General features: G+C 34.9%; 24 protein-coding genes. 12 read left to right on the forward strand and 12 right to left on the reverse strand.

All coding sequences use genetic code 11. The features are described from left to right. Positions 1-87 precede the first annotated feature (87 nt). Positions 88-456: a DUF1823 family protein gene (locus STA7437_RS05545; RefSeq protein WP_015192387.1), complete on the forward strand. Its 369-nt coding sequence runs from the start codon at positions 88-90 to the stop codon at positions 454-456. Positions 457-524: 68 nt separating this feature from the next. Further along, on the forward strand, positions 525-2,027 hold the full coding sequence (locus tag STA7437_RS05550; protein WP_041619204.1) for a phenylacetate--CoA ligase family protein: 1,503 nt from the start codon (positions 525-527) through the stop codon (positions 2,025-2,027). Between the two features lie 127 nt (positions 2,028-2,154). On the opposite strand, the gene STA7437_RS24715 is transcribed toward STA7437_RS05550, so the two are convergent. Together STA7437_RS24715 and STA7437_RS05560 are read right to left on the reverse strand one after the other, a co-directional pair. After that, positions 2,155-2,646: a hypothetical protein gene (locus STA7437_RS24715; protein ID WP_015192389.1), complete on the reverse strand. Its 492-nt coding sequence runs from the start codon at positions 2,644-2,646 to the stop codon at positions 2,155-2,157. 192 nt (positions 2,647-2,838) lie between these two features. Then, on the reverse strand, positions 2,839-3,783 hold the full coding sequence (locus tag STA7437_RS05560; RefSeq protein ID WP_015192390.1) for a glycosyltransferase family 2 protein: 945 nt from the start codon (positions 3,781-3,783) through the stop codon (positions 2,839-2,841). 119 nt (positions 3,784-3,902) lie between these two features. On the opposite strand from STA7437_RS05560, the gene STA7437_RS05565 reads away from it, so the two are divergent. From STA7437_RS05565 to STA7437_RS26485, 3 genes are all read left to right on the forward strand, one after another. After that, positions 3,903-5,090: a glycosyltransferase family 2 protein gene (locus tag STA7437_RS05565; protein ID WP_041619785.1), complete on the forward strand. Its 1,188-nt coding sequence runs from the start codon at positions 3,903-3,905 to the stop codon at positions 5,088-5,090. Positions 5,091-5,451: 361 nt separating this feature from the next. Then, positions 5,452-5,766 (forward strand): hypothetical protein, encoded by a 315-nt coding sequence (locus tag STA7437_RS05570; RefSeq protein WP_015192392.1) that lies wholly within the window; start codon positions 5,452-5,454, stop codon positions 5,764-5,766. A gap of 397 nt (positions 5,767-6,163) precedes the next feature. After that, the gene (locus STA7437_RS26485; protein ID WP_015192393.1) at positions 6,164-6,307 is read left to right on the forward strand and encodes a hypothetical protein; all 144 of its coding nucleotides are present in this window, start codon (positions 6,164-6,166) and stop codon (positions 6,305-6,307) included. Positions 6,308-6,462: 155 nt separating this feature from the next. Here STA7437_RS26485 and STA7437_RS05575 read toward each other — a convergent pair whose 3' ends face one another. Next, positions 6,463-7,332, reverse strand: coding sequence for a hypothetical protein (locus tag STA7437_RS05575; protein ID WP_015192394.1), 870 nt, complete (start codon positions 7,330-7,332; stop codon positions 6,463-6,465). Between the two features lie 186 nt (positions 7,333-7,518). Beyond that, positions 7,519-8,619 (reverse strand): hypothetical protein, encoded by a 1,101-nt coding sequence (locus tag STA7437_RS05580; RefSeq protein WP_015192395.1) that lies wholly within the window; start codon positions 8,617-8,619, stop codon positions 7,519-7,521. Between the two features lie 151 nt (positions 8,620-8,770). On the opposite strand from STA7437_RS05580, the gene STA7437_RS05585 reads away from it, so the two are divergent. Both STA7437_RS05585 and STA7437_RS05590 read left to right on the forward strand, forming a co-directional pair. Beyond that, a complete protein-coding gene (locus STA7437_RS05585) occupies positions 8,771-9,580 on the forward strand; it encodes a hypothetical protein (protein ID WP_015192396.1) in 810 nt (269 codons plus the stop codon). 327 nt (positions 9,581-9,907) lie between these two features. After that, on the forward strand, positions 9,908-10,606 hold the full coding sequence (locus STA7437_RS05590; RefSeq protein ID WP_015192397.1) for a manganese catalase family protein: 699 nt from the start codon (positions 9,908-9,910) through the stop codon (positions 10,604-10,606). A gap of 123 nt (positions 10,607-10,729) precedes the next feature. Here STA7437_RS05590 and STA7437_RS05595 read toward each other — a convergent pair whose 3' ends face one another. Further along, a complete protein-coding gene (locus STA7437_RS05595) occupies positions 10,730-11,086 on the reverse strand; it encodes a nuclear transport factor 2 family protein (protein WP_015192398.1) in 357 nt (118 codons plus the stop codon). Between the two features lie 139 nt (positions 11,087-11,225). Beyond that, on the reverse strand, positions 11,226-12,983 hold the full coding sequence (gene pyk, locus STA7437_RS05600; RefSeq protein WP_015192399.1) for a pyruvate kinase: 1,758 nt from the start codon (positions 12,981-12,983) through the stop codon (positions 11,226-11,228). A gap of 329 nt (positions 12,984-13,312) precedes the next feature. On the opposite strand from pyk, the gene STA7437_RS05605 reads away from it, so the two are divergent. Beyond that, the gene (locus STA7437_RS05605; protein WP_015192400.1) at positions 13,313-14,305 is read left to right on the forward strand and encodes a PLD nuclease N-terminal domain-containing protein; all 993 of its coding nucleotides are present in this window, start codon (positions 13,313-13,315) and stop codon (positions 14,303-14,305) included. A gap of 126 nt (positions 14,306-14,431) precedes the next feature. On the opposite strand, the gene petA is transcribed toward STA7437_RS05605, so the two are convergent. Both petA and petC read right to left on the reverse strand, forming a co-directional pair. Next, positions 14,432-15,418: a cytochrome f gene (petA, locus tag STA7437_RS05610; protein WP_015192401.1), complete on the reverse strand. Its 987-nt coding sequence runs from the start codon at positions 15,416-15,418 to the stop codon at positions 14,432-14,434. Between the two features lie 52 nt (positions 15,419-15,470). Continuing rightward, a complete protein-coding gene (petC, locus tag STA7437_RS05615) occupies positions 15,471-16,013 on the reverse strand; it encodes a cytochrome b6-f complex iron-sulfur subunit (protein WP_015192402.1) in 543 nt (180 codons plus the stop codon). 194 nt (positions 16,014-16,207) lie between these two features. On the opposite strand from petC, the gene STA7437_RS05620 reads away from it, so the two are divergent. Beyond that, positions 16,208-16,525: a DUF3067 family protein gene (locus STA7437_RS05620; RefSeq protein WP_015192403.1), complete on the forward strand. Its 318-nt coding sequence runs from the start codon at positions 16,208-16,210 to the stop codon at positions 16,523-16,525. Between the two features lie 252 nt (positions 16,526-16,777). On the opposite strand, the gene STA7437_RS05625 is transcribed toward STA7437_RS05620, so the two are convergent. The 3 genes from STA7437_RS05625 to STA7437_RS05635 form a co-directional block, all read right to left on the reverse strand. Further along, positions 16,778-17,200: a hypothetical protein gene (locus tag STA7437_RS05625; protein ID WP_015192404.1), complete on the reverse strand. Its 423-nt coding sequence runs from the start codon at positions 17,198-17,200 to the stop codon at positions 16,778-16,780. 14 nt (positions 17,201-17,214) lie between these two features. Further along, on the reverse strand, positions 17,215-17,541 hold the full coding sequence (locus tag STA7437_RS05630) for a hypothetical protein (protein ID WP_015192405.1): 327 nt from the start codon (positions 17,539-17,541) through the stop codon (positions 17,215-17,217). Positions 17,542-17,692: 151 nt separating this feature from the next. After that, complete coding sequence (locus STA7437_RS05635) at positions 17,693-18,040, reverse strand: hypothetical protein (protein WP_015192406.1); 348 nt, start codon at positions 18,038-18,040, stop codon at positions 17,693-17,695. A 249-nt stretch (positions 18,041-18,289) separates the two neighbouring features. Between STA7437_RS05635 and STA7437_RS05640 the strand changes: the two genes are divergently transcribed. The 3 genes from STA7437_RS05640 (at position 18,290) to STA7437_RS05650 (ending at position 22,568) form a co-directional block, all read left to right on the forward strand. Beyond that, entirely contained in the window at positions 18,290-20,065 is a 1,776-nt protein-coding gene (locus STA7437_RS05640) for a fatty acyl-AMP ligase (RefSeq protein WP_015192407.1), read from the forward strand. A gap of 327 nt (positions 20,066-20,392) precedes the next feature. Further along, the gene (locus STA7437_RS05645; protein ID WP_015192408.1) at positions 20,393-21,313 is read left to right on the forward strand and encodes an SPL family radical SAM protein; all 921 of its coding nucleotides are present in this window, start codon (positions 20,393-20,395) and stop codon (positions 21,311-21,313) included. Then, on the forward strand, positions 21,306-22,568 hold the full coding sequence (locus STA7437_RS05650) for a hypothetical protein (RefSeq protein WP_015192409.1): 1,263 nt from the start codon (positions 21,306-21,308) through the stop codon (positions 22,566-22,568). The genes STA7437_RS05645 and STA7437_RS05650 overlap by 8 nt, the downstream gene beginning before the upstream one ends. Positions 22,569-22,820: 252 nt before the next feature. Here STA7437_RS05650 and STA7437_RS05655 read toward each other — a convergent pair whose 3' ends face one another. Then, entirely contained in the window at positions 22,821-25,652 is a 2,832-nt protein-coding gene (locus STA7437_RS05655; protein ID WP_015192410.1) for a cyclic nucleotide-binding domain-containing protein, read from the reverse strand. Positions 25,653-25,920: the final 268 nt, after the last annotated feature.

Raw genomic sequence — 25,920 nt, forward strand, 5'->3', positions numbered from 1 at the left:
AGCTTAAAAACTATCTAGTTCAACTTACTTAGAATTAATTAAAAATATATATCATAGTTATCGTTAGTTGCTTAAAAGCAATTTTTTATGTCAAATCTACCACCATTAAATACAGATACAATTTGGGCAATTCTCAAGGAAGAGATTGATGATAGTATTGTTAATCAATTAGTTTGGTATTATCTTGGTTATCGTTACAATCAAGCAACGCAAACTTGGGATACTAGTAAAGTAAATGATGATTGGAAAAAAGACTATCCCGAACCACCAGATTTTATCGCCAATCGCCCACCAACAGTGAAGTTAACTCGTTCAATTTCTCAAGAAAATAAACAATTATTAAAAGAAAAGTTGGGTTTTCAAGGTTATAAAATTGGTGAATTTGGACCAAGACAGACCCGTCGTGCTACTGCTGCCAATTGGTTATTAAGCTATATGCAACAAATCGGTTCTTAAATTGGCAATGGCAAAATAGTTATTAAATAGTCCCACAACGAAAGCATCTTGTTAATTAAACTCTTATGATGATCTCAGAATCTCAAAAAAAGCGATCGCTATTAGCTTGGCAAACCTTTCTCAACACTTCTTTAGAAAAGCAAATTCAACAATCTCTTCAAAGCGATGCTGACAAACAAATTTTAGATTTATTTCACGAAGTTGCCAATACTGTACCTGCTTATCAAGCCTTTTTGAAAGAAAATCAAATTGAGCCTCAGTCAATTCAAACTCTAGCTGATTTTCAAAATCTGCCTCTGTTGACTAAAGAGAACTATATCAAAAAATATCCTCTCTCAGAACTATGTCGTCAAGGATTACTAGAACAATGTGATACTATTGCTGTCTCTTCTGGTTCGACAGGAGAACCAACTTTTTGGCCTCGTTTTTTGAGTGATGAATTTCAAATTACTACCAGGTTTGAACAAATTTTTTATGATAGTTTTCAAGCGGATACTCGTAGTACTTTAGCAGTTGTTTGTTTTAGTCTTGGTACTTGGGTGGGGGGAATGTACACTACTAATTGCTGTCGTCATTTAGCAGCTAAAGGTTATCCCATCACAGTAGTTACCCCTGGTAATAATAAAATTGAGATTTTTCGGGTAATTAAGCAACTATCCCCTTGCTTCGATCAAGTTGTTTTATTGGGTTATCCTCCTTTTCTTAAAGACATCATCGATAGTGGCATTGCTGAAGGGATTAATTGGCAAGAATACTCTTTGAAACTAGTAATGGCAGGAGAAGTATTTAGTGAAGAATGGCGCAGTTTAATTGCAGAAAGAATTGGTTCAACTAATCCTTGTTTTGATTTTGCTTCTTTGTACGGAACAGCAGACGCAGGAGTATTAGGGAACGAAACGCCTTTGAGCATTTGTATTCGTCGTTTTTTTGCTCACAACCCTACTGAGGCTAAAACTATGTTTGGAGAATCTCGTTTGCCTACTTTAGTTCAATTCGATCCAACCAGTAGATATTTTGAAACTCGCCACAATACTTTACTTTTTTCTGGAGATAATGGCATCCCTTTAATTCGCTATCATATTGCCGATACAGGGGGGATTATTCCCTACGAACAAATGTGGCAATTTCTGCAACAACATGGATTCGATCCTTTAGCAGAATTACAATCTGAACGAGGCATAAATGCCTTTCCTTTTGTTTATATTTTTGGTCGTTCTGCTTTTACTGTTTCCTATTACGGTGCCAATATTTATCCTGAAAATATCCATGTAGGTTTAGAACAACCAGGAATTAGAGATTGGGTTACTGGTAAATTTGTGATGGAAGTTAGGGAAAAAGAAGATCAAAACCGCTATCTATCAATCGTAGTCGAACTAGCTCCTAATATTAAAGCCAACGAAAACATGGAAAATGCGATCGCTTTTGCCATCTATACTCAGTTACTTCGGCTTAATAGTGAATTTGCTAACTACGTCCCTACACAATCTCAATTACCACAAGTTGCTCTTCTTCCTTTTTGTGAGCCTAATTATTTTCCTGCTGGAGTCAAGCATCGTTATACTCGTTCTTAATCTTATGGATGTAAATAATATTAATATGTGTAGAGAATTAATATGTTTTTTCTCTACAGTTATCAATTAACTCTGGCAATTTTAATAACTAAAACTAAATTAGATCGACTTATTTATTATTCAAAGTTTAGGTAATATTGGTTGGCTCGATCAACAAAAATTCTTCTTTCATTAAGTTAAATAATTTATTTTGACTTTCTGTTAGTTCGCTTTGCTCATTCAAAGATAATTGTTTAATTACATAAGGACAACCAGATAATTGAGTACGATTATGGAATTGAAAATCTTGACCAATAATAAATCCTTGCTTTTCAAGAATAATTTTGATCATTTGTTGTGCTATCTCAATCAAATCAATTTCTGGTAATAAATAATCACGATTTTGTAAAATCCATCGACAACTTTGCTCATCTGCTAGTGCTATTTGTTCTATAGCAGATTGAAAAATTTTTTCAATCTCAAGTGGGCTAACTAGATAAACTAAAAAATTTTTTAAGTGTACTACTAAAGCCTGATTTTGAGATTTTAAAATCTGAACAGACAAATCAATATGTAATTGATAGTTATCTTTGGAGCTAGGATTCAATTTAAAAAAAGGATAATCATTAATAACAGCCATAGCTGCTTTCTTGAATTACTGATACTTTATAAATTACAAAGAAATTGTGAGAATTTTGTGTTTTTTATCATCTTTTGCCGTAAAAACTTAATGTTTATCCTGAGAAGTAGACTAAGCAAAATAAATTGAGTAATTTAGTTTACTTCAATCTACTTGACTCAAATAAAAATTATTTTTTAGCTTAGATATAGTTTATTGCGTTACTCCAAAATCACTATGAATATTTTTATATTCTTGATAATTAATTCCTAATAAACCAGCTAAAGTACCACAACCTCGATAGATGTATAGTAGAGAGTTAACGCGAGCGTGTTGCCCTTGAATCAAAGCAGGAATAAATTTAAGTAACCCGATCGCAATTAAAGCAATTCCCTTCATCCCTCGGATCAACTGTACAACAAAAGAAGGATATAATTCTTTTTCTACGATACTTTGAGTTCCCCAAGTACGATAACCACGCTGTAAAATCCATTCAGAAGTAGTACGAGACGAAGGAATCCAATCATAAACAATTGCTTCATCTGCCCAAACAATTTTAGCTCCTGCTTGATGAAGTCTCATAAATAAATGGGAATCTTCTCCGCCACTAATTGCAAAGCGATCGTCAAAAACTGGATCAAGTTGTTGTAAAATTTTGGCACGCACTAGTACGTTATTGGTGAAAGCCACGTGTCTTTGTTCTCCAGTTTGAAATCTAGGCCAATTAAAAAATTTTCCTTTAACTACCCATTCAGGCACATCTTCTGCTTGAAAATAAGGTAAAACAGGACCAGTCACTACATCAGCATCGTATTGTTGTTGAGTTAATAATAATTTTTCTAACCAAAACGTTTCAGGAACTTCATCATCATCAATCATGACAATATAATCAACATTTTTTGAAGTTAATGCTAGTGATCTATTACGAGCATATGTAATTCCGCGCTGAGTTTCCACTCCCGTAATTAAAGACCAACGAAATTGAGCTTTAATTTCTTGAGTAATTTTTTCGGCTATCCCAGCGTTATCATTATCAATTACAATTACTTCAATATTCGGAGTGTCAAGCTTTTCAAAAGCCAATTGATTCAAACCTTCAAGTAACCGCTTTAAACCTTCAGGACGTTTGTAAGTAATTATACAAATAGATATCAACATATTTTTGTAAATATTGTCGTAATTATTTATAAAGAAGAAATGAAGAAACAATCAAAGGATTGTATTAATTTTAGGAGATTGATAAAGTAATGTTACAAACTGCGAATAAATTTCTATTTATGATACAGGTATTAAATATAACTCTATTTATTGGCATTATATTTTTTTTAATAATTCCTTCTGTTGTTTTATTAATCGAGTGCATTGCTTCTTTATTTTCTCAATCTGATCATTCAAAAAAAACTAATTTAGCTCATCCCAGAACAGTAGTGTTAGTTCCTGCTCATAATGAAGCAGAACAGATTGAATCTGTTTTACAAAAAGTTTTAGCTCAATTAAATACGCAAGATCGATTAGTAGTCATTGCAGATAATTGTCACGATGAGACAGCAGCGTTAGCCAGAAGTACAGGAGCTACAGTAATAGAACGTTTTAATCAAGAAAAACGTGGCAAAGGATATGCTTTGGACTACGGTCTTAAATTTATTGAAAACGATCCTCCCGAAGTTGTGGTCATCCTTGATGCTGATTGTCAAATTGAACCAGGCACAATTTCTAGTATTACTCGTTTAGCACAAGATTCAGGAAGACCAGTACAAGCAACTTATTTGATGGATCAACCAGATCATCCTAGCCTGAAAGACAAAATTTCCATGTTTTCTCTGACGGTTAAAAATCTGGTTCGTCTTAAAGGTTTAAATAGTTTGGGATGGCATTCTCTCTTAACAGGATCGGGTATGGCTTTTCCTTGGTCTGTAATTAGTAAAGTTTCTTTGGCAGGTAGTAAAACTACTGATGATATGCAGTTAACTGTTGATTTGGCGATCGCAGGAGATAGTCCAATCTTTTCTCAAGAAGCCTTAGTTACAGGACGATTGATGAAAAATAAACACGCTCAAAGCCAGAGAATGCGCTGGGAACATGGTCATATTGAAATGATCTTAGTAGAAGTACCTCGATTGCTCAAAGAATTTATCAAACAAAGACGGATTGAGTTATTAATTCTTGCTTTAGATATCTTTGTACCACCTTTATCTTTATTGGTAATGATTTGGCTAATAGCTACATTTATTTGTTCTTTAGCTGTAACAATCGGTGCTTCACTTTTACCTGTTGCGGTCGCACTAGTGGCTGGTTGTTTGATTGTGGCTGCGGTTTTACTCGCTTGGTGGCAATATGGTCGAAATAACTTGTCTTTATTAAGTTTAATCGCGATTCCTTTCTATGTGTTGAGCAAAATTCCTATTTATCTAAAGTTTTTAGTTCAACCTCAGAGTCGATGGCTACGAACTGAACGAGATGGATAATGATTGTGTTATCACATAATTAAAGAGTTTGTCTGGAAAAGTTGTCATTTGAATCAGCTATAATTTAAGACCCTGTTTTTTGTTGATAGTTGATAGTTAATTGTTTGTCCACAGATGCACACGGATGAACGCAGATGGAGTCATCGATTGATAGTGTTTTTGGTTGAGACCTACGGTAGTGCGCTTCGCTTATGTTAATTGTTGATTGGTCACTGGTAACTTTACAGACTACACCGTGCTACGTCTCTACTGGTCACTGGTCTAGGTGTACTTCATTGCTAGCTCAGCTAAAATTGAATTTTCGGGCTTCATTTATTTACTTTAAATTACTTTTTTAAAACAATTTTACTTAGAAAACATTATGAGTTTAGCTGTTATTAAATTCTCTTCTGAAGATTGTGGTCTTTGTCATAAAATGTCGTTTTATGACCAAAAAGTAGCAACTGAATTAAATTTAGATTTTATTGATGTCAAAATGCAAGATACTACTACGTATCGTAAGTATCGCAATATTTTATTGGCTCAATATCCTAAAAAAGAAGGCATGGGATGGCCAACTTACATTGTTTGTGATTCGCCTGAAGGAGATTTTAAAATTTTGGGTGAAGTTAAAGGTGGTCATCCTAAAGGAGAATTTCGTACTCTTTTACAAGCAATTATTGAGCAAAAAAATTAATTGATAAATTAATAATTAAAAATCAAATATTCTTAAGGTTGATTTACTTAATTTTGAGAGATTATTCGCAACTTGATAGTCTTTCTTGTTCCTGATTAAGTAAACTTATAACTATTTTTATTTTTGACAAGAAACCCTAGGAACTGCGATCGCGTCAAGCTTTTCTACACGTTGGCTAAGACTACATTGATAGATTTCTATAGTTACCATTGTGAAAATACTTAAATAAGTTGAACTATTTTAATTTTTAAATCAACATCTAGCTAATATTGCTGATTACTCAACAGTAAAAATGCTTAAGATATTTTGCTGATTCAATAAATTTAAGTAATTACACTGACGAAAATTAAGAATATCATTTGCAACATAAATGTGAAGAGAAATGATATGTTGAGCAATGATTAATACACAGTTATCTTGGCTTATTCCTTTAGTAGGAAGTATTTATTTACTAAGTATTCATCTGATGTTGTGGTTAGGACAAAATATAGATTTCAAACAGATTTTTCCTGAATTACTAGAAAAATTGACTCGTGACTAGCTGTTAACCAAAATTCTAGAACTATTGAAAATAGTTTTTTAGCAATTAAAAATTTAGTCAACTATTTCAATCTTTCAAAGAATAAAAGCGATCGCTATGACTACTATTAACTTTCTCTCAACAGCGATCGCTTTAGTTTAATGAATTAGTTTAACTTATCTTCTTCTTCTCCCAAAGCTAGCAGTTGGTCTACGACTGCTTCTGCCACTACCAAAACTGCTTGAAGGTTTAGATTGTCTATACTTAGATTGACCAGAGGAACGAAGATCGCTTGAACCAAAACCAGAACCAGTAGCACGACTATTACTAGGATTAGGTTTGGTAATAGTATTTCTAGTCTTAGTAGTATAGGAGTTTCTAATCGAACCTGTAGTACGCAAAGTTTGACGATTTTTGACTACTGCTGGAGGTGCATTATATCGTTCTTGATAGCGATTGATAGCTTGATTATAGCTGCTACCATAGCCACCAAACCCGGTTAGATATCCTCCTGGTTGATATACAGGTGGTACATAATATTGGGGTCTAAATAATAAACTACCGATTGCTTGTCCTGCTAACGCACCAGCAAAAGGAGTCCAAAAATTAGATTCTCTTCTAACAATAACTGTTTGTGGTTGACCAGTAGCAGGATCGGTTCTGGTTTCAGTGACGTTATGAACATATTCAATTTTAAAGTCTTCCGTTAAATACATAACCGGTTGACTATTTTCTACTTGAAGATAGGTTTTTTCCCCATTTTTAATCGCTTCGTCACTTAAACGCGCCATCTGTAGGTTAGCAGTTTGGAAGACTGGCGCTGTTCCTGGGGGAGTATTGAGTAACATTAAACTATATTGCCCATCAACATCATTATAAGTAGCCTGTTGTACGGGATACTTACCATCAGCGATCGCAGTTGGAGCAGACGAAACGTTATTATTAAAATTGGGTTGGTTTGATTGAACTGTTGAGGAACTACCACAAGCAACTGTAGTCCAACTTAAAGTTAGACACATCAATAAAATTAAAACTTTGCGCCACATAAAGCTAAATAGATTACTTATTTTATCAACTGCTATGATTGTAAAACTTTCCAGACAATCTAGATTTACGGTAATTACACCTGCTTATATGAGGTACATCCGTTCGATACTTACTTATTGAGCGTTGGTTGCGCAGCGCGTCATCATCGGGGTTAATTGTTAATGGTTAATTGCTACTTTTAATTTTTATTTAGTTTGAATTTGTTCAATCAGTTTGGCTAATTCCAATTGAATTTCTTTTAGACCTACTTGTTCAATATTATTTCTGTGTTGAGAAAGTTCGACTAAAGTTGTATATTTTTGATTAATACTACTAATTTCGGTACTTACTTCTAACAGCTTACGGGCAACTTTTTGCATTCCATCTAAACTATGTTCAAAAGCTTGAGTAGATTTTTGTAAAACTAAAGATGATTGAGCAAATTGACCTTGTGCGATCGCCAAATTATTCGTTGCAGAAGATAATTTTTCAGGAAATCTACTTTGGTCTAAAATATTGGCAGCTTGCTCGAAAGTACTAGCACTATTTTCAATTCGGGAAAAGGCATTAATTACTGCTTGTTCAATAGTATTTCCAAGTTGATGAAGCATTCTGCCAAAATCTTGATTGAATCTTTCCATTGCTTCAACTAAAGGAGGTAGTGGTTGAAGTTGAGGTAAATAAATATTATCTAAATAATCTTCTAAAGAATTAATTAAATTAGTTTTTATTAAACTAGTATTCCAAGCAAGATTAACTACAGTTAATAAAGCACTACAGGCAACTGCAATTAAACTAGTAAGAAAAGCAATTCCCATTCCCTGTAAAGGTTGATTTAATTCTGCTACCAAACTCCTCATGTCTGCTAAATCAACTTGAGTAATAGTTTGACTGAGGTTAGATAAATTAATAGTGATTCCTAAAAATGTTCCGAGTAATCCAAAAGCTAAGAGTAAATTTGGTAAAACACGGGTAAAGTTATTTATTTTTTCACAATTAAGTGGCAACCCTAAACAATTAAATTGTTCTTGACTATATACACCTTCAATAATAGCCGTAGTATTAATTTGTTCGCGGTCTAAATTAATTTCCTGACATCTTTTTTCTAGTTGATTAATAATTTTAGGCTCTAACTCCAATTGAAATCCAGCTAATAATTTTCTATTAATTTTAGTTAATCTTACTAAATGTTGATAAAGACAATAGCGTAAGATGATTGCTGCGATCGTTGGTAGAATAACTAATACAACTGCTAGAAAAATTAAATAAGCAGGAACAAGAGCGATCGCGTTAAATATTTGTTGCATAATCTTAAAATATATTTGTTTATTTGCAGGAAATTTTACCAAACACGTCTGTCTACTAATTTTTTAGTTTAACGATTTTGACATTTAGTAACCATCATGATAATAGATTTTAAGATTTTAACCAGATTTGATTAAGTTACTTGTTTAAATTATGAATGCTTCAATTTCTGCCTTTTCTATTCCTCAACTTCCTAATGTTAGTTTGGTCGCATTCTATCAAAATAAACCATCTCAATTAACTAATTTAATTCAAACAATAATTGCTGAAATTAATCGCTCTTCACTCAGTAAATCAAATTTTCTCAACTACCAACTTGAACAAATCCACGGAACTATTCTTGGTTGTGAAGGAGTATCAACTTCATTAGGAATTATTAATAAATGGTTTTATGAGTTTAGGCAAAAAACTCGTTACGTAAATTTATCTGGTTGGCTTAATTTTCTTCAAAATCAAGTAAAATTTCCGATAATAATTCGCTTTGGTGGTTATCATCCACAGGTTAATTATCACTTTTTAAGTCGCCAACAACATCCTTCAATCCGAACTTTTCAACTTCAATCATCAGGAGAAGATAACTTTGTTCCTGTATTAATTGGTTGGTCTTTTACCGAGCAAAAAATTACTCTAGACATAGAAAAACTTCGTCGTCAAGCTCAACAGTTTAATTTGTTACATAAATATCATCAAACACCCAATAGTATTGATAACGATTTTTACTTACGTCTAGGAACAATTAAAGGTAAATTATCAGCTAATGAAATCTTTTTAATCGAACAAAAAATTAGAGAAAATTTGCAGTTGCAACCTCCCTTTTATGTTTCTATCAATCAAAATGATTTAGCTTTTGTTAAATATCAAGATTTAACTTTGCCTCTGGAAACCACAGAAATACTACCTCTAACAGAAGCGACAGAGACAAAACTGCAACGACTCTATGCCAATTCTGACACAACTAAATAAACCCTGGTGCGATCGCATTAGACGTAAATTCACAATCACCTGAAAAAAGTTGTTGTTAAAATCGAGGTATAAGTATTTAAATTGCTATTATTTGCATTTATAAGGCTTAGGGTCAGAGCCTCTTTTTTGTTATATTTTACCAAAATTTTAAGTTATTAATCCTCACAACCAATCTTAAGACATAAATTTTATTCGTTTAATATTAGCGAATATCTATCATAAGTATCAAGCTTTCTTAAATCATGCTCGTTACAGTGAAACTATTAAGTCGCGATTGTTTTGCATCATAAATCTACACGCTGACTATTTTTTTAGGAGAGTTGAACAATGTTTTTTCATAAAAAAGAACTAATTGAAAAGGCAGTAAATATTAGTGACCCAAATCCTCGTTTTGCTCAATTATTATTAGAACAATTTGGTGGCGCAACAGGAGAATTAACAGCAGCTTTACAGTATTGGGTACAATCTTTTCATACCGAAGACCCAGGTATTCGTGATATGTTGCAAGACATTGCTACTGAAGAGTTTAGCCATTTAGAAATGATTGGCAAATTAATCGAAGTTCATACCAAAAATGTCGATCAAACTGAAGCTTTCACTAGCACTTTATTTGCAGTTAGAGGAATGGGTCCTCATTTCTTAGACTCTCAAGGAAGCGCTTGGACGGCCAACTATATTAATGAAGGTGGCGATGTTGTTCGCGATTTAAGAGCTAATATTGCAGCCGAAGCTGGCGCGCGTCAAACCTATGAAGCGTTGATCAAATTAGCACCAGACCAAGGCACAAAAGAAACTTTAGTTCACTTACTGACTCGCGAGATTTCCCATACCAATATGTTTATGAAAGCTCTTGACTCAATGGGTAAACTAACCGACCCCTTCTTTGGCAATATTAAGCCTGATAATACAGTAGATATTTACTATAACTTATCTTCTAACGGACAAGATCATCGAGGACCTTGGAATTCAGACAAAGACTTTAGATATATTGCTGACCCCCTAAAAGAGATGGAAAACAAGCAATAAAATAAAAAAAAGCTTTCTTAGGTTCTTTTGTGGTTTATTTTCTGCAAAAGAGCCTAAAAATTATTTATTTTCAAAAGCTCTCTTCTTTTGTTCTAGGTTAAAGCAGCAACTACTTTAAGAGTATCAATGTACTGAACAAATTTGATTACCTTGCCATTTTCGAGTGTCCATATTGAAACTGTTAGGTGCAGTCATACTTTTACCAGTAGCCTTATAAATACCACTGTCATAACCTAGAGCAATTATTTTTTCGCCAGCGTCAATAAATTCTTCGACATCAGCACGAAAATTATCCCATTCTGCACCAATTTTTTGAAAAACTCCTGTTACAACTGCATCTTTTCCAATAAATTTTCCTCCATATGGAATTCCTTCTGACTCAAACCACTCCATATTAGGTGCAATTAAATCAAGAATAGTATCTAAATCGCCTTGATCAAAAGCACGATACAAACTTTTGATAATTTCTAGATTATTCATTTTTTAGAAAAACAGTTGAAGTGTTGCTTTTTTTTAATAGTTAATTGTTAATGGTTGATTATTAATCCCTCATAATTAGTAATTAGTAATTAATAACTGGTGTAGAGACACGACATGTCGCGTCTCTACTGATAACTGATTACTCCATTGTTGTTCCTGAATAAACAATCCCTCGTTTCGCATCCAGAGTAATAATTGCTCCTTCGCGAATAATTTGACTAGCATTTTTAAACCCGACAATCACAGGAATATCCAACCGCAAACCAAGAGTAGCAGCATGACAGGTTAAACTTTCATCTTCAGTGATAATTCCAGCAGCTTGACGAATAATTTCGACAAATCCTGCATGAGTTTGAGGAGCTACTATAATTTCTCCTGGATTAAAATCATTAATTGCATGGGGATTAGAGACGACTCTAGCTCTTCCACTAACTGCGCGTTGTCCAATCCCTGCACCTTGACCTAAAATAGCTTTAACCAATTCTACTTTAATTAAATCTGTCGAACCAGCTACTCCCTGTAAAGTACCTGCAGTCATTACTACCAAATCTCCAGCAGCTAACCAGGTTTTTTCTTGAGCAACGTTAATTGCTGCTTGAAAAGTTTGATTAGTAGAAGGAAGATCCAAAACAAGTAGAGGTTTGACTCCCCAGACCATTTGTAGTCTTCTAGAAACATGAACACTAGGAGTAATCGCTAAAATTGGAGTCTTAGGGCGGAATTTGGAAACATTACGAGCAGTTGCACCTGTTTTCGTCAAGGTCATAATCGCTGCTGCATCTAATTGTTCGGCAATTTGACCAACCGCAGCAGAAATAGCATGGGGAATTGAAGCTTTATGGTTGGAATCAGAAGAAACTCGATTCTGTTCTAATTCAATCCGTTGGGCGATTGTTGCCATAGTTTTAACTGCTTCAACAGGATAACTACCTACGGCAGTTTCATTAGAAAGCATAACCGCATCGGTACCATCCAAGATAGCGTTGGCAACGTCGGATACTTCCGCACGAGTTGGACGAGGATTGTTAACCATACTGTCTAGCATCTGGGTAGCGGTGATAATGGGAATACCCAGTTTATTAGCTGTGGCAATCAATCTTTTTTGTAGAATGGGGACATCTTCGGCAGGTAACTCTACCCCTAAATCACCTCTAGCTACCATGACACCATCACAAAGAGACAAAATTGCGTCCATTTGTTCAATCGCTTCGTGCTTTTCAATTTTGGCGACTACAGGAACGGATTTACCTGCACTAGCAATTAAATCTTTAATTTCAAGAATATCTTGGGGATTGCGAACAAAACTTAAAGCTACCCAATCTACACCTTGATCCAAACCAAACATTAAATCTGCTCGGTCTTTATCGGTTAAGGCTTTGATAGATAAATATACTCCAGGAAAATTTACTCCTTTATTACTTGATAAAATACCGCCGACAACTACACGACAATGAAGGCTTTCACTTTGATAGTTGACCTTTTCTACCTGCATCTCGACTTTACCATCATCGAGCAGAATAGTTGCACCTTCAGGAACTTCTTCGGCAAGACGATTGTAACTGACGTAACTAATTTCTTGATTACATTCTACTAGACGGCTAGTAAGTACAAAAGAGTCACCTTGTTGGAGTGAAATACTACCACAGCTAAACTTGCCCAGACGAATTTTTGGTCCTTGTAAATCTTGTAAAATGCCTACTGGTTGATTAAGTTCAAACGCTGTCTGACGAATTAGACGAATAGCTTTCTGATGGTCTTGTTGAGTACCATGAGAAAAATTTAATCTTAAAGTGGTAGCTCCTGCTTGAATCAACTGACGTAATACATCTGGTTTAAGAGTAGCAGGACCTACGGTAGCAACGATTTTTGTCCGACGGGTATATTTATGCGCTCGCATTGCTCTGAAGAAGACAACAGCAAAGCATCATTATACTGGATTCCCAATTTACTTAAAATTACTCCCATCTAGATATTGATAATTATTCGTTGAATTATTACCTAGAAAAATATAATTTATTTTTATAAATTGCCGTAACTTATTTTGTCTACTCAAGGCTCAATATAATTCATTTGAGCGATTAATTCTCATCTTTTCCAACCAATTTGATTGGTAAAAATACATACGAAATAATCATAAAAATAAAGTAACAATGTTTGTTTTACTGATATTTTTACTTATAAAATTAATGAAATTATCAGTTTATAATTATTTTTGTGCTTAAAATTATGCTAAAGAAAAAAAGTACTTCTGTAATAACACTGTCTTTATTGGTGGCGATCGCAGTAACTCCTCAGTCTGTCGAAGCATCATTTTTGACATCTGATAACCAATTAAATTCCGAACAGATTGCTCAAGCAGATAATTCTTCTGAGAACAATGCTTCTAATCATGAAACTAAATCTAAATTTCCCTGGTGGTTATTAATCTTAGTTGCAATTGTTCCTTTTGTAGGTTGGTTTTTCTTTGGTCGTAACACTCAAGTGAACCAAGAATCAGTAATGACAGAAAATTTAGCTGGTTCTTTTGATTCAACTTCAACTAATAACAACAATTATGAAGAGTTTGTCCCTGAAGTTGAAACACAGAATAATTTTAATTCTCCAATTCCAACGAATGCGAGTTTTGAAGATAACACTATCATAGCAACAAGTGTTGAGCCAGTTTCTAATTTTACTAATGAATTACAAAAAAATAATAGTTTTACTCAAGAAATAAATCAAACAAATATAGTAAATGAAGTTGAGCCATTACCTGTCAGGGAAACTGATTTAACTTTTACCATTAATCAAGAACCTATTAATTTATTTGAACAAGTTAATCAAAATTCTCAATCTTTTACTTCTGATGTAGAAAATAATTTGATTGATGAAGTTGAGCCATTGCCCGCCAGAGAAACTGATTTAACTCCTATAATCGAACCAATAATTGATAAAAATGAGCTTGTTAATGAAAGTAATATTATTGAAGCAAATAATGAGTTGGTCGAAGATCAAATAGGAGGAATTACTGAATGGTTAGAACAATTAGATTTGACATTTCCTTTATCAGATCCTCAAGATAATAATCCTGATTTATTTGAAAATATTGCCGAACAAGACGACAATTTAGACTTGTTAATCGAACTTGATGAAGCAGAAAATGAGCAAGATTTAGAATCTTTTGAACAACTTCTTTTTGGCGATGTAGACACTAATAAAGAATCTAACAATAAAGTTTAACTTTACTTATTTAGAACACATAAAATGTTTTAGCTTGAATTAAAATTTAACAAATTAAACAAAAAAGGACAGGTATTGTACCCGTCCTTGATGATTTATTAATTTTGCTTAACTACAACAGAAAAACTAAAAATTCATTTCCGCAGCTTGAACTCTTTCGACTTGTTTCTTCTTAATTACTAAAAGAATTTGACAAATCATAATTGCACCGAGGAAAACAATTAAACCACCGATTCTTGCTGGACTTTGAAGTACAACTTCTGTATCTTTTTGTCCAAAACCACCTACATTAGGATTAGTGGTCAGTGCATCTCCGGCAGCGATTTGTTGTCCTTCTGAAACAATTAATTCTGGTCCCGAAGGAATTTTGTCAACAATAGTATCGTCGCCAGTATTAATACTAATTTCATAACCACCTGCTTCTTGTTCGCTAATAGCGGTGATTGTTCCAGTAGCAGAAGCTTTGAAAGCGTTATTATTGCTTAGTTCACCAGTAGGATAAACTTGTCCTCGTCCACGATTTGCGCCTAAATGAACTTGATATTTACCGAAGTGAATATTTTTATTTTCAGCAGGGTTAGGAGAAAGTACAGGAAAAACAACTTCTTGATATTGTTCGCCTGGTAAAGGTCCAACAATTACTACGTTATCTTGACCTTCTTTATATTGTTGGAAGTAAAGACTACCAACTTTTTCTTTCATTTCTTCAGGGATTCTTTCAGGAGGAGCAATTTTAAAACCTTCAGGTAACATTAAAACTGCACCAACATTCAAACCACCTTTAGAACCATCTCCTAAAACCTGTTGACTATTTAAGTCATAAGGAATTTTTACTACTGCTTCAAATACTGAATCTGGTAATACGGATTGAGGAATTTCTACTTCCGCAGGTTTTTCAGCTAAGTGGCAGTTAGCACAAACAATGCGCCCAGTTGCTTCTCTAGGAGTTTCAGGGGCAGTTTGTTGCGCCCAAAAAGGATAAGCAGCAGCAGATTGGGGTAATAATAAGTCACTGGTTAGGAAAACAGCAACAGTAGCAATAACCAATAATAATGTTTTGGCAATTAATTGTTTACCTGTCTTCACCATTGCTAATTGTGCAGGTGTTCTCATCTCTCTCGTCAACAATTTTCAAATCCTATAAATTAATTAATTTGTGAGTAATTTAAGCCCACCAGGGGTCTTCGTTAGTACGGAAATCTGTTTCTGTCCAAGGAGTAAATACCACTTTGTCATCTTCTGTCACATCAGCATGAACTAATGCTAAAGATAGAGGTGCAGGGCCACGGACAACTTTTCCTGTAGCATCGTACTGAGAACCGTGACAAGGACATTTAAATTTGTTTTCGTTAGCATTCCAAGGCACAACGCAACCTAGGTGAGTACAAACAGCATTAATTCCGTAGTTGGCAATTGTATCTTCGCCTTCGACCACAATATAGGTAGGATCGCCTTTTAATCCTTGAGCTAAAGAGCGATCGCCTGGATTATGTTCTGCTAAATATTGGCTAACAATAATATCATTGCCTAGTGCGTCTTTAGCTGTAAGACCACCGCCAGCACCACCACTAGAAGGAGGAATAAAGTATTTTACTACTGGATATAATGCTCCCAAGGCTACTCCTGTGATTGAGCCAAAAGTGAGCAAGTTCATAAATTGTCTACGCCCCATATCAGGGACATCAGAAGAGCCGGAAAGTTGAGCCATAGTTATACTTCAGATCTATAGTTTTGTAAACTAAAGTGAGGACAAGGAAAAAAATATTTCATTATTTGCCTGATTGTAAATCTATATTTAGCAATCTCAAAGCACAATTATGAAATTTCTTGTCTTTAAAAAGGTTAACAAGTACTGTATTAAATTATTACAGAGATTGAGTCCGCAATCCCAAAAGAGTCCAAATGACAGGCGAGGAATTACAACAAATTTTATTGGAGAAATGGGGCTGCTCTTATGATATTCAGTTAAGACAGGTTAAGGGAAGAATTTTTGTCCAAGTGATGTGGAAATATTTGGAACAAGCTTCTTTTCCTCTTTCTGAGCAAGCCTATCTCGAACATCTCGAAGCGGTGGCTAGTTATCTCAATGCTTGGGGTGGTGTAGAGCAAGTTAAAACTTTTATTAATCATACTCGCGATCGCCCTCGTTTAGGTAAAGCAGTTAGTATTCCCTTAGATTTGGGAGAACGAGCTTCTGAGTGGATTTTAGGTGATTTATAAATTTTACTGAAGTTATCTATTAGCTTGACGGGTAATCAAAAATGTTATAGACGCGATCTATAAACTGACGGTTATAATGGCAAATGGGGTGAATAGTCTCTGGTGAATATTTCAACCTTGTCAGTACGAAAATCCTAGAGCAATAAAAATTTCACCCCTTTCTTTGGCATTATCATTGCTTATTAAAGAAAAAAAATCGAGAAGGGCGAGTTTCAATCGCCCTCCGTTGCCTAAAAACTGCTGTAACTCAACTTAATATTTTAGTTGGTCGGCAGCATTATAAACATCGATCGCGGGATTACTTCTAATTTGGACGGTTGATCCTCCCCATTGAGAGTTAGTGTTGTCTTCAAAACGATGACGCACAGTTCGGTTTTGGACTACCTTACCTGTACCACCTTCGTTACCTTGTACACCAGTTGTAACACTGACGTTACCTTGGCACGAATCAGAACCCTGCATCTCAATTTGGTTATTTCGTTCAGTAGGCTCTTTTGAACCACTGATGTTGTATTGAACAGAAACATCAGCTTGTACGCATTGTGCCATAGCAGAATTAGTTACAGCAGACCAAATTGTAAGCAGACTGGTAGTAGATAAAAAGCCGAAAGTTAATGAGTATAAGGGTAGCCAACTCAGTTTACTTGAGCGAAATTTTTGTCCTGTCCAATTCATTCGTCATCTCCTTTCTAACGACAGGTTGAGGTATAAACACTGCTTTCGCTCACACTTTGACCAGATTTAGATACCTGGGTATTTCTGTGATAAGAACTATTGCGATTTTGACAAGTAGTTCGCCACGGAAAACGAAGAAACTGCATAGGATACCATCTTGATGAGGAATTGTAGGCAGGAACTTCTACGTTAGTGTTTCCTGTATTGACATAGATACTGCCATCTCTACTGGTGCTAGCTCTTACACTACCTGCTTGAACTTCTATTTCTCTACTGAGAACAGGAGCAGGTAAAAATAGTAAAAAGCCAGCTAACATTAAAGTTAGCCTTTTTAAATTCATGGTTAAAGTCCTCAATTCAATTTAAGAAACTGGTGATTAGTGAGAAGCTGTGAAACGAATTTGATTCATTCCCTTGAACGCCTCGTCAAAGATAGGAAGGACTAACACCTAATCACCAGCTATCTAAAGAAAAAATTAAAACTATTGCAAACTAGTGACGACTGCGATGAGTACGAGTATTATTAAGCTGTTGTGAATTTTGAACGCAAGTGTTGTATTCCCCATATTGATCGCAGTATTGTTGGGTTCTTTGCACAATGCCAGTATTGTTGTTATCAACAGAACCATAGCGATCGCTCTTAAAAGTCGATTGTCGATTTTGCTGACTAGAGTTTTGAATCGATAGATTATCTTTTCCTGTACTGTAAGATTCTTGAATAGTTTCCTGAATAATTGCATCGTCTGCTTGAGCCGAATTAGGAATAATACTCAAAGCAGAAACCGCTAATAAACTGAATAAAAGTGTTTTAGGGGCAGAAATAAAGTGTTTCTTGTTCATATATGTGAATAGTCTCTAAAATTCAACCTTGTCTAGACCTAAGACGACCCCTCCTAAGCAAAGTTCCTTAGAACCAAAAATCTCATTATTTAGGTTGATAGCGTGACTAGAACCGAATTAAACTCTAGAAAATTTGCTGAGAAATCTGTCAAGTTAACTCTGGCTGTGACTTTTCCTTAAAAATAACTTAATGTCTCAGTTAAATAGTTCCAAATATGGTGTAAATTGGTTGAAAAAAATTAGAAGGGAATGAGTGGGATAGAAAATAAACTGAAAGCAGCAACTTTAATCGATATTTTGCAATATCGGTCTGTAGAACAACCAACCCAAACTGTCTATACTTTTTTAATTGATGGGGAAAGGGAAGCAGTTAGTCTGACGTATCGAGAATTAGAACAACAAGCTAAAAAGATCGCAACCTATTTACAATCGAATACTTCTACCCAAGCAAGAGTTTTACTACTTTATCCGCCAGGCTTAGAATATATTTCAGCATTTTTTGGTTGTTTGATGGCAGGCGCGATCGCAATTCCTGCTTATCCGCCTCGACCGAATCGTTCTCTAGCTCGTCTTCAAAGTATTATTCAAGATGCTCAAGCCACGATCGCTTTAACCACTCATTCGATTTTAACTAATTTAGAGCGTAAACTTCCTCATGCTCCTGAATTAAAAAATTTACGTTGGTTAGCAACTGATAATTTACCTCACAATTTGGTTTACGACGGGCAACTACCTGACAATTCGCCAGATGCGCTTGCTCTACTTCAATATACTTCTGGTTCAACTGCCGAACCCAAAGGAGTCAAAATTTCCCATCGCAATTTATTACACAATCTTGAAGCTATTTATCACTGTTTTCAGCACAATCAACATAGTAGAGGAGTAATTTGGTTACCGCCTTATCACGACATGGGCTTAATTGGCGGAATCTTACAGCCTCTTTACGGTGGTTTTCCTGTAACACTGATGTCTCCTTTGATGTTTTTGCAAAATCCTCTACGTTGGTTACAAGCCATTTCTTCAACCACAGCGACTACTAGTGGTGGCCCAAATTTTGCTTACGATTTATGCGTGCGTAAGTTTAAACCCGATCAAAGTATTAATTTGGAGCTAAGTAGTTGGGATTTAGCCTTTAATGGTGCTGAACCAATTAATTACGAAACGATGGAGAAATTTGCTGCTACGTTTGCTCCTTACGGGTTTCGTGCTTCAGCTTTTTATCCTTGTTATGGAATGGCTGAAGCAACCTTAATCGTGTCTGGAGGCAGTAAAAAGAATGGTGTCATTACTAAAACAGTACAAGCCCATGCATTGGAACAAAATCAGGTAATTACTGCTAAAGTTGCCCAAGAAAATGCTCGTGTTTTAGTAGGTTGTGGTCAAAGTTTACCAGATCAAGAAATTATTATTGTTAACCCAGAAACTTTAATTCGATGTCAATCTACAGAAGTAGGAGAAATTTGGTTAAGAGGAACAAGCGTTGCTTCGGGATATTGGAATCAACCTGAAATGACTGAAAATACTTTTAATGCTTATTTGGCAGGTACTCAAATAGGGCCTTTTTTAAGAACAGGAGATCTTGGTTTTATTGAAGACGGCGAATTATTTGTCACTGGTCGTCTGAAAGATATCATTATTATTAATGGTCGCAATCACTATCCTCAAGACATTGAACAAACCGTAGAAGCAAGCAATCCAATTATTCTACCAAGAGGAACTGCTAGTTTTTCTGTTGAGATCGCAGGGGAAGAAAAATTGATTGTTTTAGCAGAAATAGATCGTCGTTATTGGGAGCTTAATCGTACTTCTAAACTGAATAATGACGAAGTACAAAAAAGTCTTAATGAAGTAAAAGAATTAATTCAAATTATTCGTCGCGAAGTTTATAAAAATCACGATTTACAACCATACAAAATTTTATTACTAAAACCTAATAGTTTGCCGAAAACATCTAGCGGAAAAATTCAACGTCATGCTTGTCGGGCTAGTTTTTTAACTGATACTTTAGAGGTTTTATCTATATAAAATTTAACCAATTAATTAGTTTTTTTTATTAATTATACTGTTTAATTTTTAAGTACCATATTATGTATTAAAAAACGGTATAGAGTTTCTCGCTCTTGGTGAGGTACACCATTACCAGTTACCAAAGATTAAGTAAAAAGTAAAAAGTAAAAAGTAAAAAGTGACCAGTTACCAAAGATTAAGTAAAAAGCGCGAAGCGTCAGAAACGTGAAACGAAGGATCAAAGTAGCAATTAACTATCAGCTATCAACCATCTACCATTAGCAATCAACGCTTAACCAGGAAAATGAACTGTATTTTATTAATCTGTGAACCGCTATACTGTAAATGTCTCAACAAAAGAAACTAGTAAAACAGAAATTTGTTGTTCAAGAAAAATTAGCTCAAGCAGATATTTATAAAGTAAATGCTCAATCTATTCTCAATAAAGCTACTGGTTTTATTGATGCTTATGATTTTACTTTAAATCCTTATCGTGGCTGTCAATATGGATGCAGTTATTGTTATGCTGCTGCATTTAGTCCTGATGTCAATTTACGTCAAAATTGGGGTGATTGGGTAATTATTAAAGAGAATGCTCAATTACTTTTAAACAAAGAATTAAATCGATGGCATAAAAAAAATCGCGATCGCCCTGCTACGATTTATATGAGTAGTGTTACCGATCCTTATCAACCCATTGAAGCGAAACAAAAGTTAACGCGAGCATTGTTAACAGTAATGCTTCAATATCAACCAACCTTAGTAATTCAAACTCGCAGTCCTATGATTGTCAGAGATCTTGATTTACTAAAACAATTTGAACGACTGAGAATTAATCTTAGTATTCCTACTGGTAGTGAATTAGTCAAACAAGATTTTGAACCGCGATCTCCTAGTATAAAAGCTCGTTTACAAACTATTAGTAAACTTAGATATAGTATTCCTTGTAATGAATTACATGATATTAGATTTTCAGTAACTATTACTCCTCTACTTCCTATTTTGCCTCAAGACGAATTAGAATTTATCAGTAAATTAACGGTAGTAGATCGAATCGTTATTCAATCTTTTCATTCTAGTAAGCAAAAATCTTTAGTCGCCTCTACTCGCCCGGAAGCCATTTCTTTAAAAGAAAAATATAATTGGTGGTATGACAATGAGCAAGAAAGCTATCAACGATTTAAACAGAAATTAACTGAACAGTTAATAGCTTTAGCAGCAAATATAGAAATTAAAGAAGGCAAAGAAGGTTTTGGCTATGATTAATTGGCTAATTGTTAAGTGGCATTCTTATCAATTCAAACTTGCTCTTAAACAAGGTAAATTTAAAAAAGCCCAAAGCCTACTACAAGAAATTGAAAGATCGGGAGTAAAATTATCCTGGCTAGAAAAATTATATCAACAGCAACTTAAAACAGAACAATCTTTAAGTTTTTATCGACAAGAAGTAGGTCATTTAAGTCAACGTCTTCAAGATCATACATTCAAACCTAATCTAGAATTTATTAATTACATTCATAAGTGTTTTAATTTAAAAGAAAGCGATCGCTTTTTGTTTCAATGCACAGGTATAGAGTCTCAAATCTTTACGAATTTAGAACTAGCTTTAGTAGAGTATTTAGAAACAGAAATTAATAAAGTGCCAGAACAAATTTGCTGCCAAGAAATTGCTCAAGCAGTTAAGGATTTAGAAGGACTAAAACAAGGAATCGATCCTCAATACAATCATCGTCTTAGTTCTCATATCTATTTACTTAAATATTTTTTAGACAATATTTATTGTAGTTATTTAGCTTGGTTTTTAATTTATCAACAAAATCTTTTACTGAAAAATCTTAAAATCCTCGATCTCGCTGCTGGTCCAGGAACAGTAATTTTTGGATTAGCATTATTGCTATCTAGTACAAAAGGATTCTTTCCTCTTCAAGAAACACAAATTATTTATTATTCTTTAGAACAACAAGCAGATTTACAGTATAGGGGATTACAATTTTGGCGTAAATATATTGAGTCTTTATCTACACCAATTAATGCTTACTGTCGTTTTAATACAATCAATCTTTTTGACTATGAAAATTATGCTGTTAAGCTACCTATTCATTTTTTTGATTTTATTGTAATTTCTCATTGTTTTTTTTATCAATCTCAGCAACGTTATGACTCTCATCAAATTTACCGACAAATATTTGAGCGGAATTTGGTTGAAAATGGTTATGCTTTATTAATCATTCAAGGCAGAAAGTTGTTTAATATGTATAATGTTCCGCCTAGCGAAAATCTTGATGAAGAGGGGTGGTTAATTCAAAGCTTTCTTGAAGAATTAGGTTTAAAACTAGAGTGGTATAAATATTTAACTTCTACAGGTAAAAGAACTCCAAAAAAACAAGGATTTGCTCAATTTGCTAAAGATAATTTGCCTCCTCAACCTCATTTAAATGTTCTCAGGAAAAAATATCTTCAACAAAAATATCCATCTAATTATGCAATTGATGATTATGTAATTTTGGCAAAAAAAGCTTAATTTTATTTGTTGCTATGTTACTTGATTTTTATTTTTTAATGCTCGCATTGCTAAAAATTAATAGCCTAAAATAAGATCTCTCTAAAGTGGTAAAATTTTTAAGCCTTTTTAATTTTTGAAATATATATTTTATTTTGAAGAAATATAGCAGTACAAAGAAAGATTAGGACATTATTGTAAATCGTAGGGGCGATTGGCGCTCTCGCCCTGACAAGATTTGCGTGTCCTAACCTAAATACGTAGTGTGATAGTCTATGAAGTTTGTAGCGATCGCATAAATCGCTGGAGTTGCCGACTTTCTAGCTCTAAAACACGGCGAGCAAAATCGCGGTCTAATTCGAGAAAATCATCAAAAGTATCAACGGGAACTGCTAAAATTCGTGTGACATCGCTGTCAGCAAGAATAGTGTTGTTCGTGTCGCTATGCGCTAAGACTTCTAATTCATCTAAAGTTTGTCCTGGGTGAAGTTTTTCTACTCGAATGTCCTCGCCTGGTAAATAGAAGATAATTTTGGCTTCTCCTTCAATCAATAGAAGTAGTTCTCGACAAGTATCACCTGCTTCCGTAATGACTTGGTTGGTGGAATAGATTCTGATCTCAGCACGCTCGGCAAGAGCAATAATTGTCTCGCTATACATTCGATGAAAGAAATCACTATTAAATAGATGCACCACTTTCTCTAGAAGAGGAAATTTGGTTAAAGGTGGATGAGGTTCAGATAGCGACAGGAGAAGTTTGGCAGTTTCTTTAAATAAAGGTGAGTTTTGCACACTGCTATAATCACGGGCAATTGCCTGACTGTGTTGAAGGTTCAGTTGAGCAGTAATATAAAGACAAGCTGTTTGAATTAGGGGATTGCGATCGTAGAGTAGAGGTTCTAAAGAATTTAAGATTTTTTCGACAGAATAGTCAAGGGAACAAGCACTAGATTGTTCTTGTAACAAAGTTAAACTATGCAACAAATCTGGATGCAAGCGACCGCGCCAGTTTTCTGATTCTAAAAGTTCTTCTAAAACCGTCGGTGCTAACTGTCCTAACTGTTGTGCCAAACTAATTGCTGCTGGTTCATTTGGTAGTAGTTTTTCTAGCGTTTCTAAAATGGTTTGTACAATCAGTTCCTTTTTGTGATGGATACTATCTCGCAATAACCTTAATACGTCATCATATCTGCGAAGTATTGGTTGATGAAGGGCGCGATAACAGGAAATTAAAGGAGGTAATTGAGCAACCAAAAATTCTGCTCGACGGAGGTTGCCAGCTTCAGGAGTAATTCCGCTTAAAATCCAGGCTTCTTCTTGAGGTGTGATTGAATATTGACGACGTAAAGTACGAATTTCGGCGGAGTTTTGTTCTAGTAAACTATCAAAATAATTATTTTCGCTACTGTCAATTTGTTGTTTCTGCAACAGCATTAACCGTTCTAGGGATTTACGATATCCACTCAAGCGAATTTGATTTTCTAAGCTGCGTTGGCGGTCGGGATTGAGTAATTCTGGATCTTCGATACCGAGTTCCTCCAGCACTTCTCGGTGTTCGTTATCGGTAATGCCTAATTCCTGACGCAATTGTTGCAGCACTTCTAAACTACTGGAATAGTTAACATATCCTTCTTCCAAAGCTTCTCTCACCACACCCTTATAAGCTTCATGTCGCTTCTGTCTGGTAAAACCAGGTAAAACTCTCGCCAAAATATAAACTTCATGGGTGTTTAAATCACTTAAAGAACGTCCTTCTAAATACTCCGAAACATTAAGCTGCAATTTCTCCAGTTGCTTGCGAAAACGACCAGCCAAATTTTCTCGTGAATAGAGATCGGGGCTACGTCGCCAAGTTTGATAAAGCCAAAGCGTACTCACCAATACCAAACCTAAATCGTAAATGTATTGACCCCAAAGAGGCATTAATTGGACTAAAGGACGACCGCCAAAAATGAAGAAAAAGTTGAAAATTAGAAAGGTGCAAAGGGTAAAAATTCGGTGTCGAATTATTTCTGAGTTCAGTTTAAGAGCGTGATTACGGCTATAAAACTTTGCTCGTTTTTCAATCCAGCGACCCAACTGATATGCGATCGCAGTAAAACCACCGAGTGTTAGAGGAACGGCAACTAGTTTAGGGATATTAATCGCCTCTCCCCATAAATAAAATCCAGGACTTAATAAGGATGCTAGTTGATCGCTTTGTCTTGCCCAAGCACCAGAAAAATAATAATCCCAACTTCCTGCATAAAGATAGTAATAAACAAAATAACCAATTACTAAACCCACATAGCCATAGCGCAAGAAAGACTCTTCAGGTTTATTCAAGCTATCCCAATAAACCCGCTCAGAATCGATATCGATACAGGGATTCTGACAAGCAACACAAGCACTTTGCTCCTTACCATCGGGTAAAACAGTACGACACATTGATTGGGTAATAATGCGATCGCTGGTATGCGCTTTACTACCAAATAAACCCCCTGGTTCGCTATAAATTCGCTGTACGGGAGCCATCGGACAAAAGTAGTTGCACCAAGACTTCCCACCATAGAGATACCCAACAGTGATAGCAGCAGCGATGGTAAACAGTAGCCACAAGGCTAAAACAAAGCGATCGGCATTAAAAAACAAAATTCTTCCACATAATCCCACAAAAAGCCAGCCAAACTGAAGGTAGAGATAGTTTTTACCTAGCCAGGAATCAGGTTTTACTTTAGCAAGTTCGTATCTTACTTTTCCTGTCTTGGGATTTTCACGTTTGAATTGTCGTTGCCAGCCCAAGGCACGAGGAATTTGAGATAAAAAAGATAAAGGACAAATGCGTCGCCATACTTCATGTCCAAACACCAACAGAATAAAAATAGCAGCAGGAACGATCGCACCCCAAAATAAGGTAGTAGCCAAAGGATACGGCTGTTCGACTAAACACTGTCCTTGTACCGAAATACAGCTATCTGACAAACGCAATGGACTCCAAGGATGATCTGGTTCTGTTAAAACTGGAGTCCAGGGATCGTAAAACAACGATGCAATAATCAGAAGCCAGGCAATAGTCAAAACCCAACGAATTAAATGCATTCGCTGCTCAGATAACCCTGCAAACATAGATAAAAATAAATTGTTTTTTAATAAATGATTGTATTTTATATTATAAAGATTTTGGTTGGCGATTAACTGTTATTTAACATTGGTATTTTTGAGATAGTCATCAAAAATTTTTCTCTAGAACTTCTGCAAGCTTGAATAATCAAGATTGACAATAATAGATCTATTGTTCAAATAGATTTTGTTTTCCTATTTGATTTTAGGTCTTTGACAGCAAGTTATTAGTCATTTGCGAGATCGCTCTTATTATCTTCCCAAACACAAACCA

Origin of the sequence: Stanieria cyanosphaera PCC 7437 (assembly GCF_000317575.1) — a bacterium.
GTDB classification, from domain to species: domain Bacteria; phylum Cyanobacteriota; class Cyanobacteriia; order Cyanobacteriales; family Xenococcaceae; genus Stanieria; species Stanieria cyanosphaera.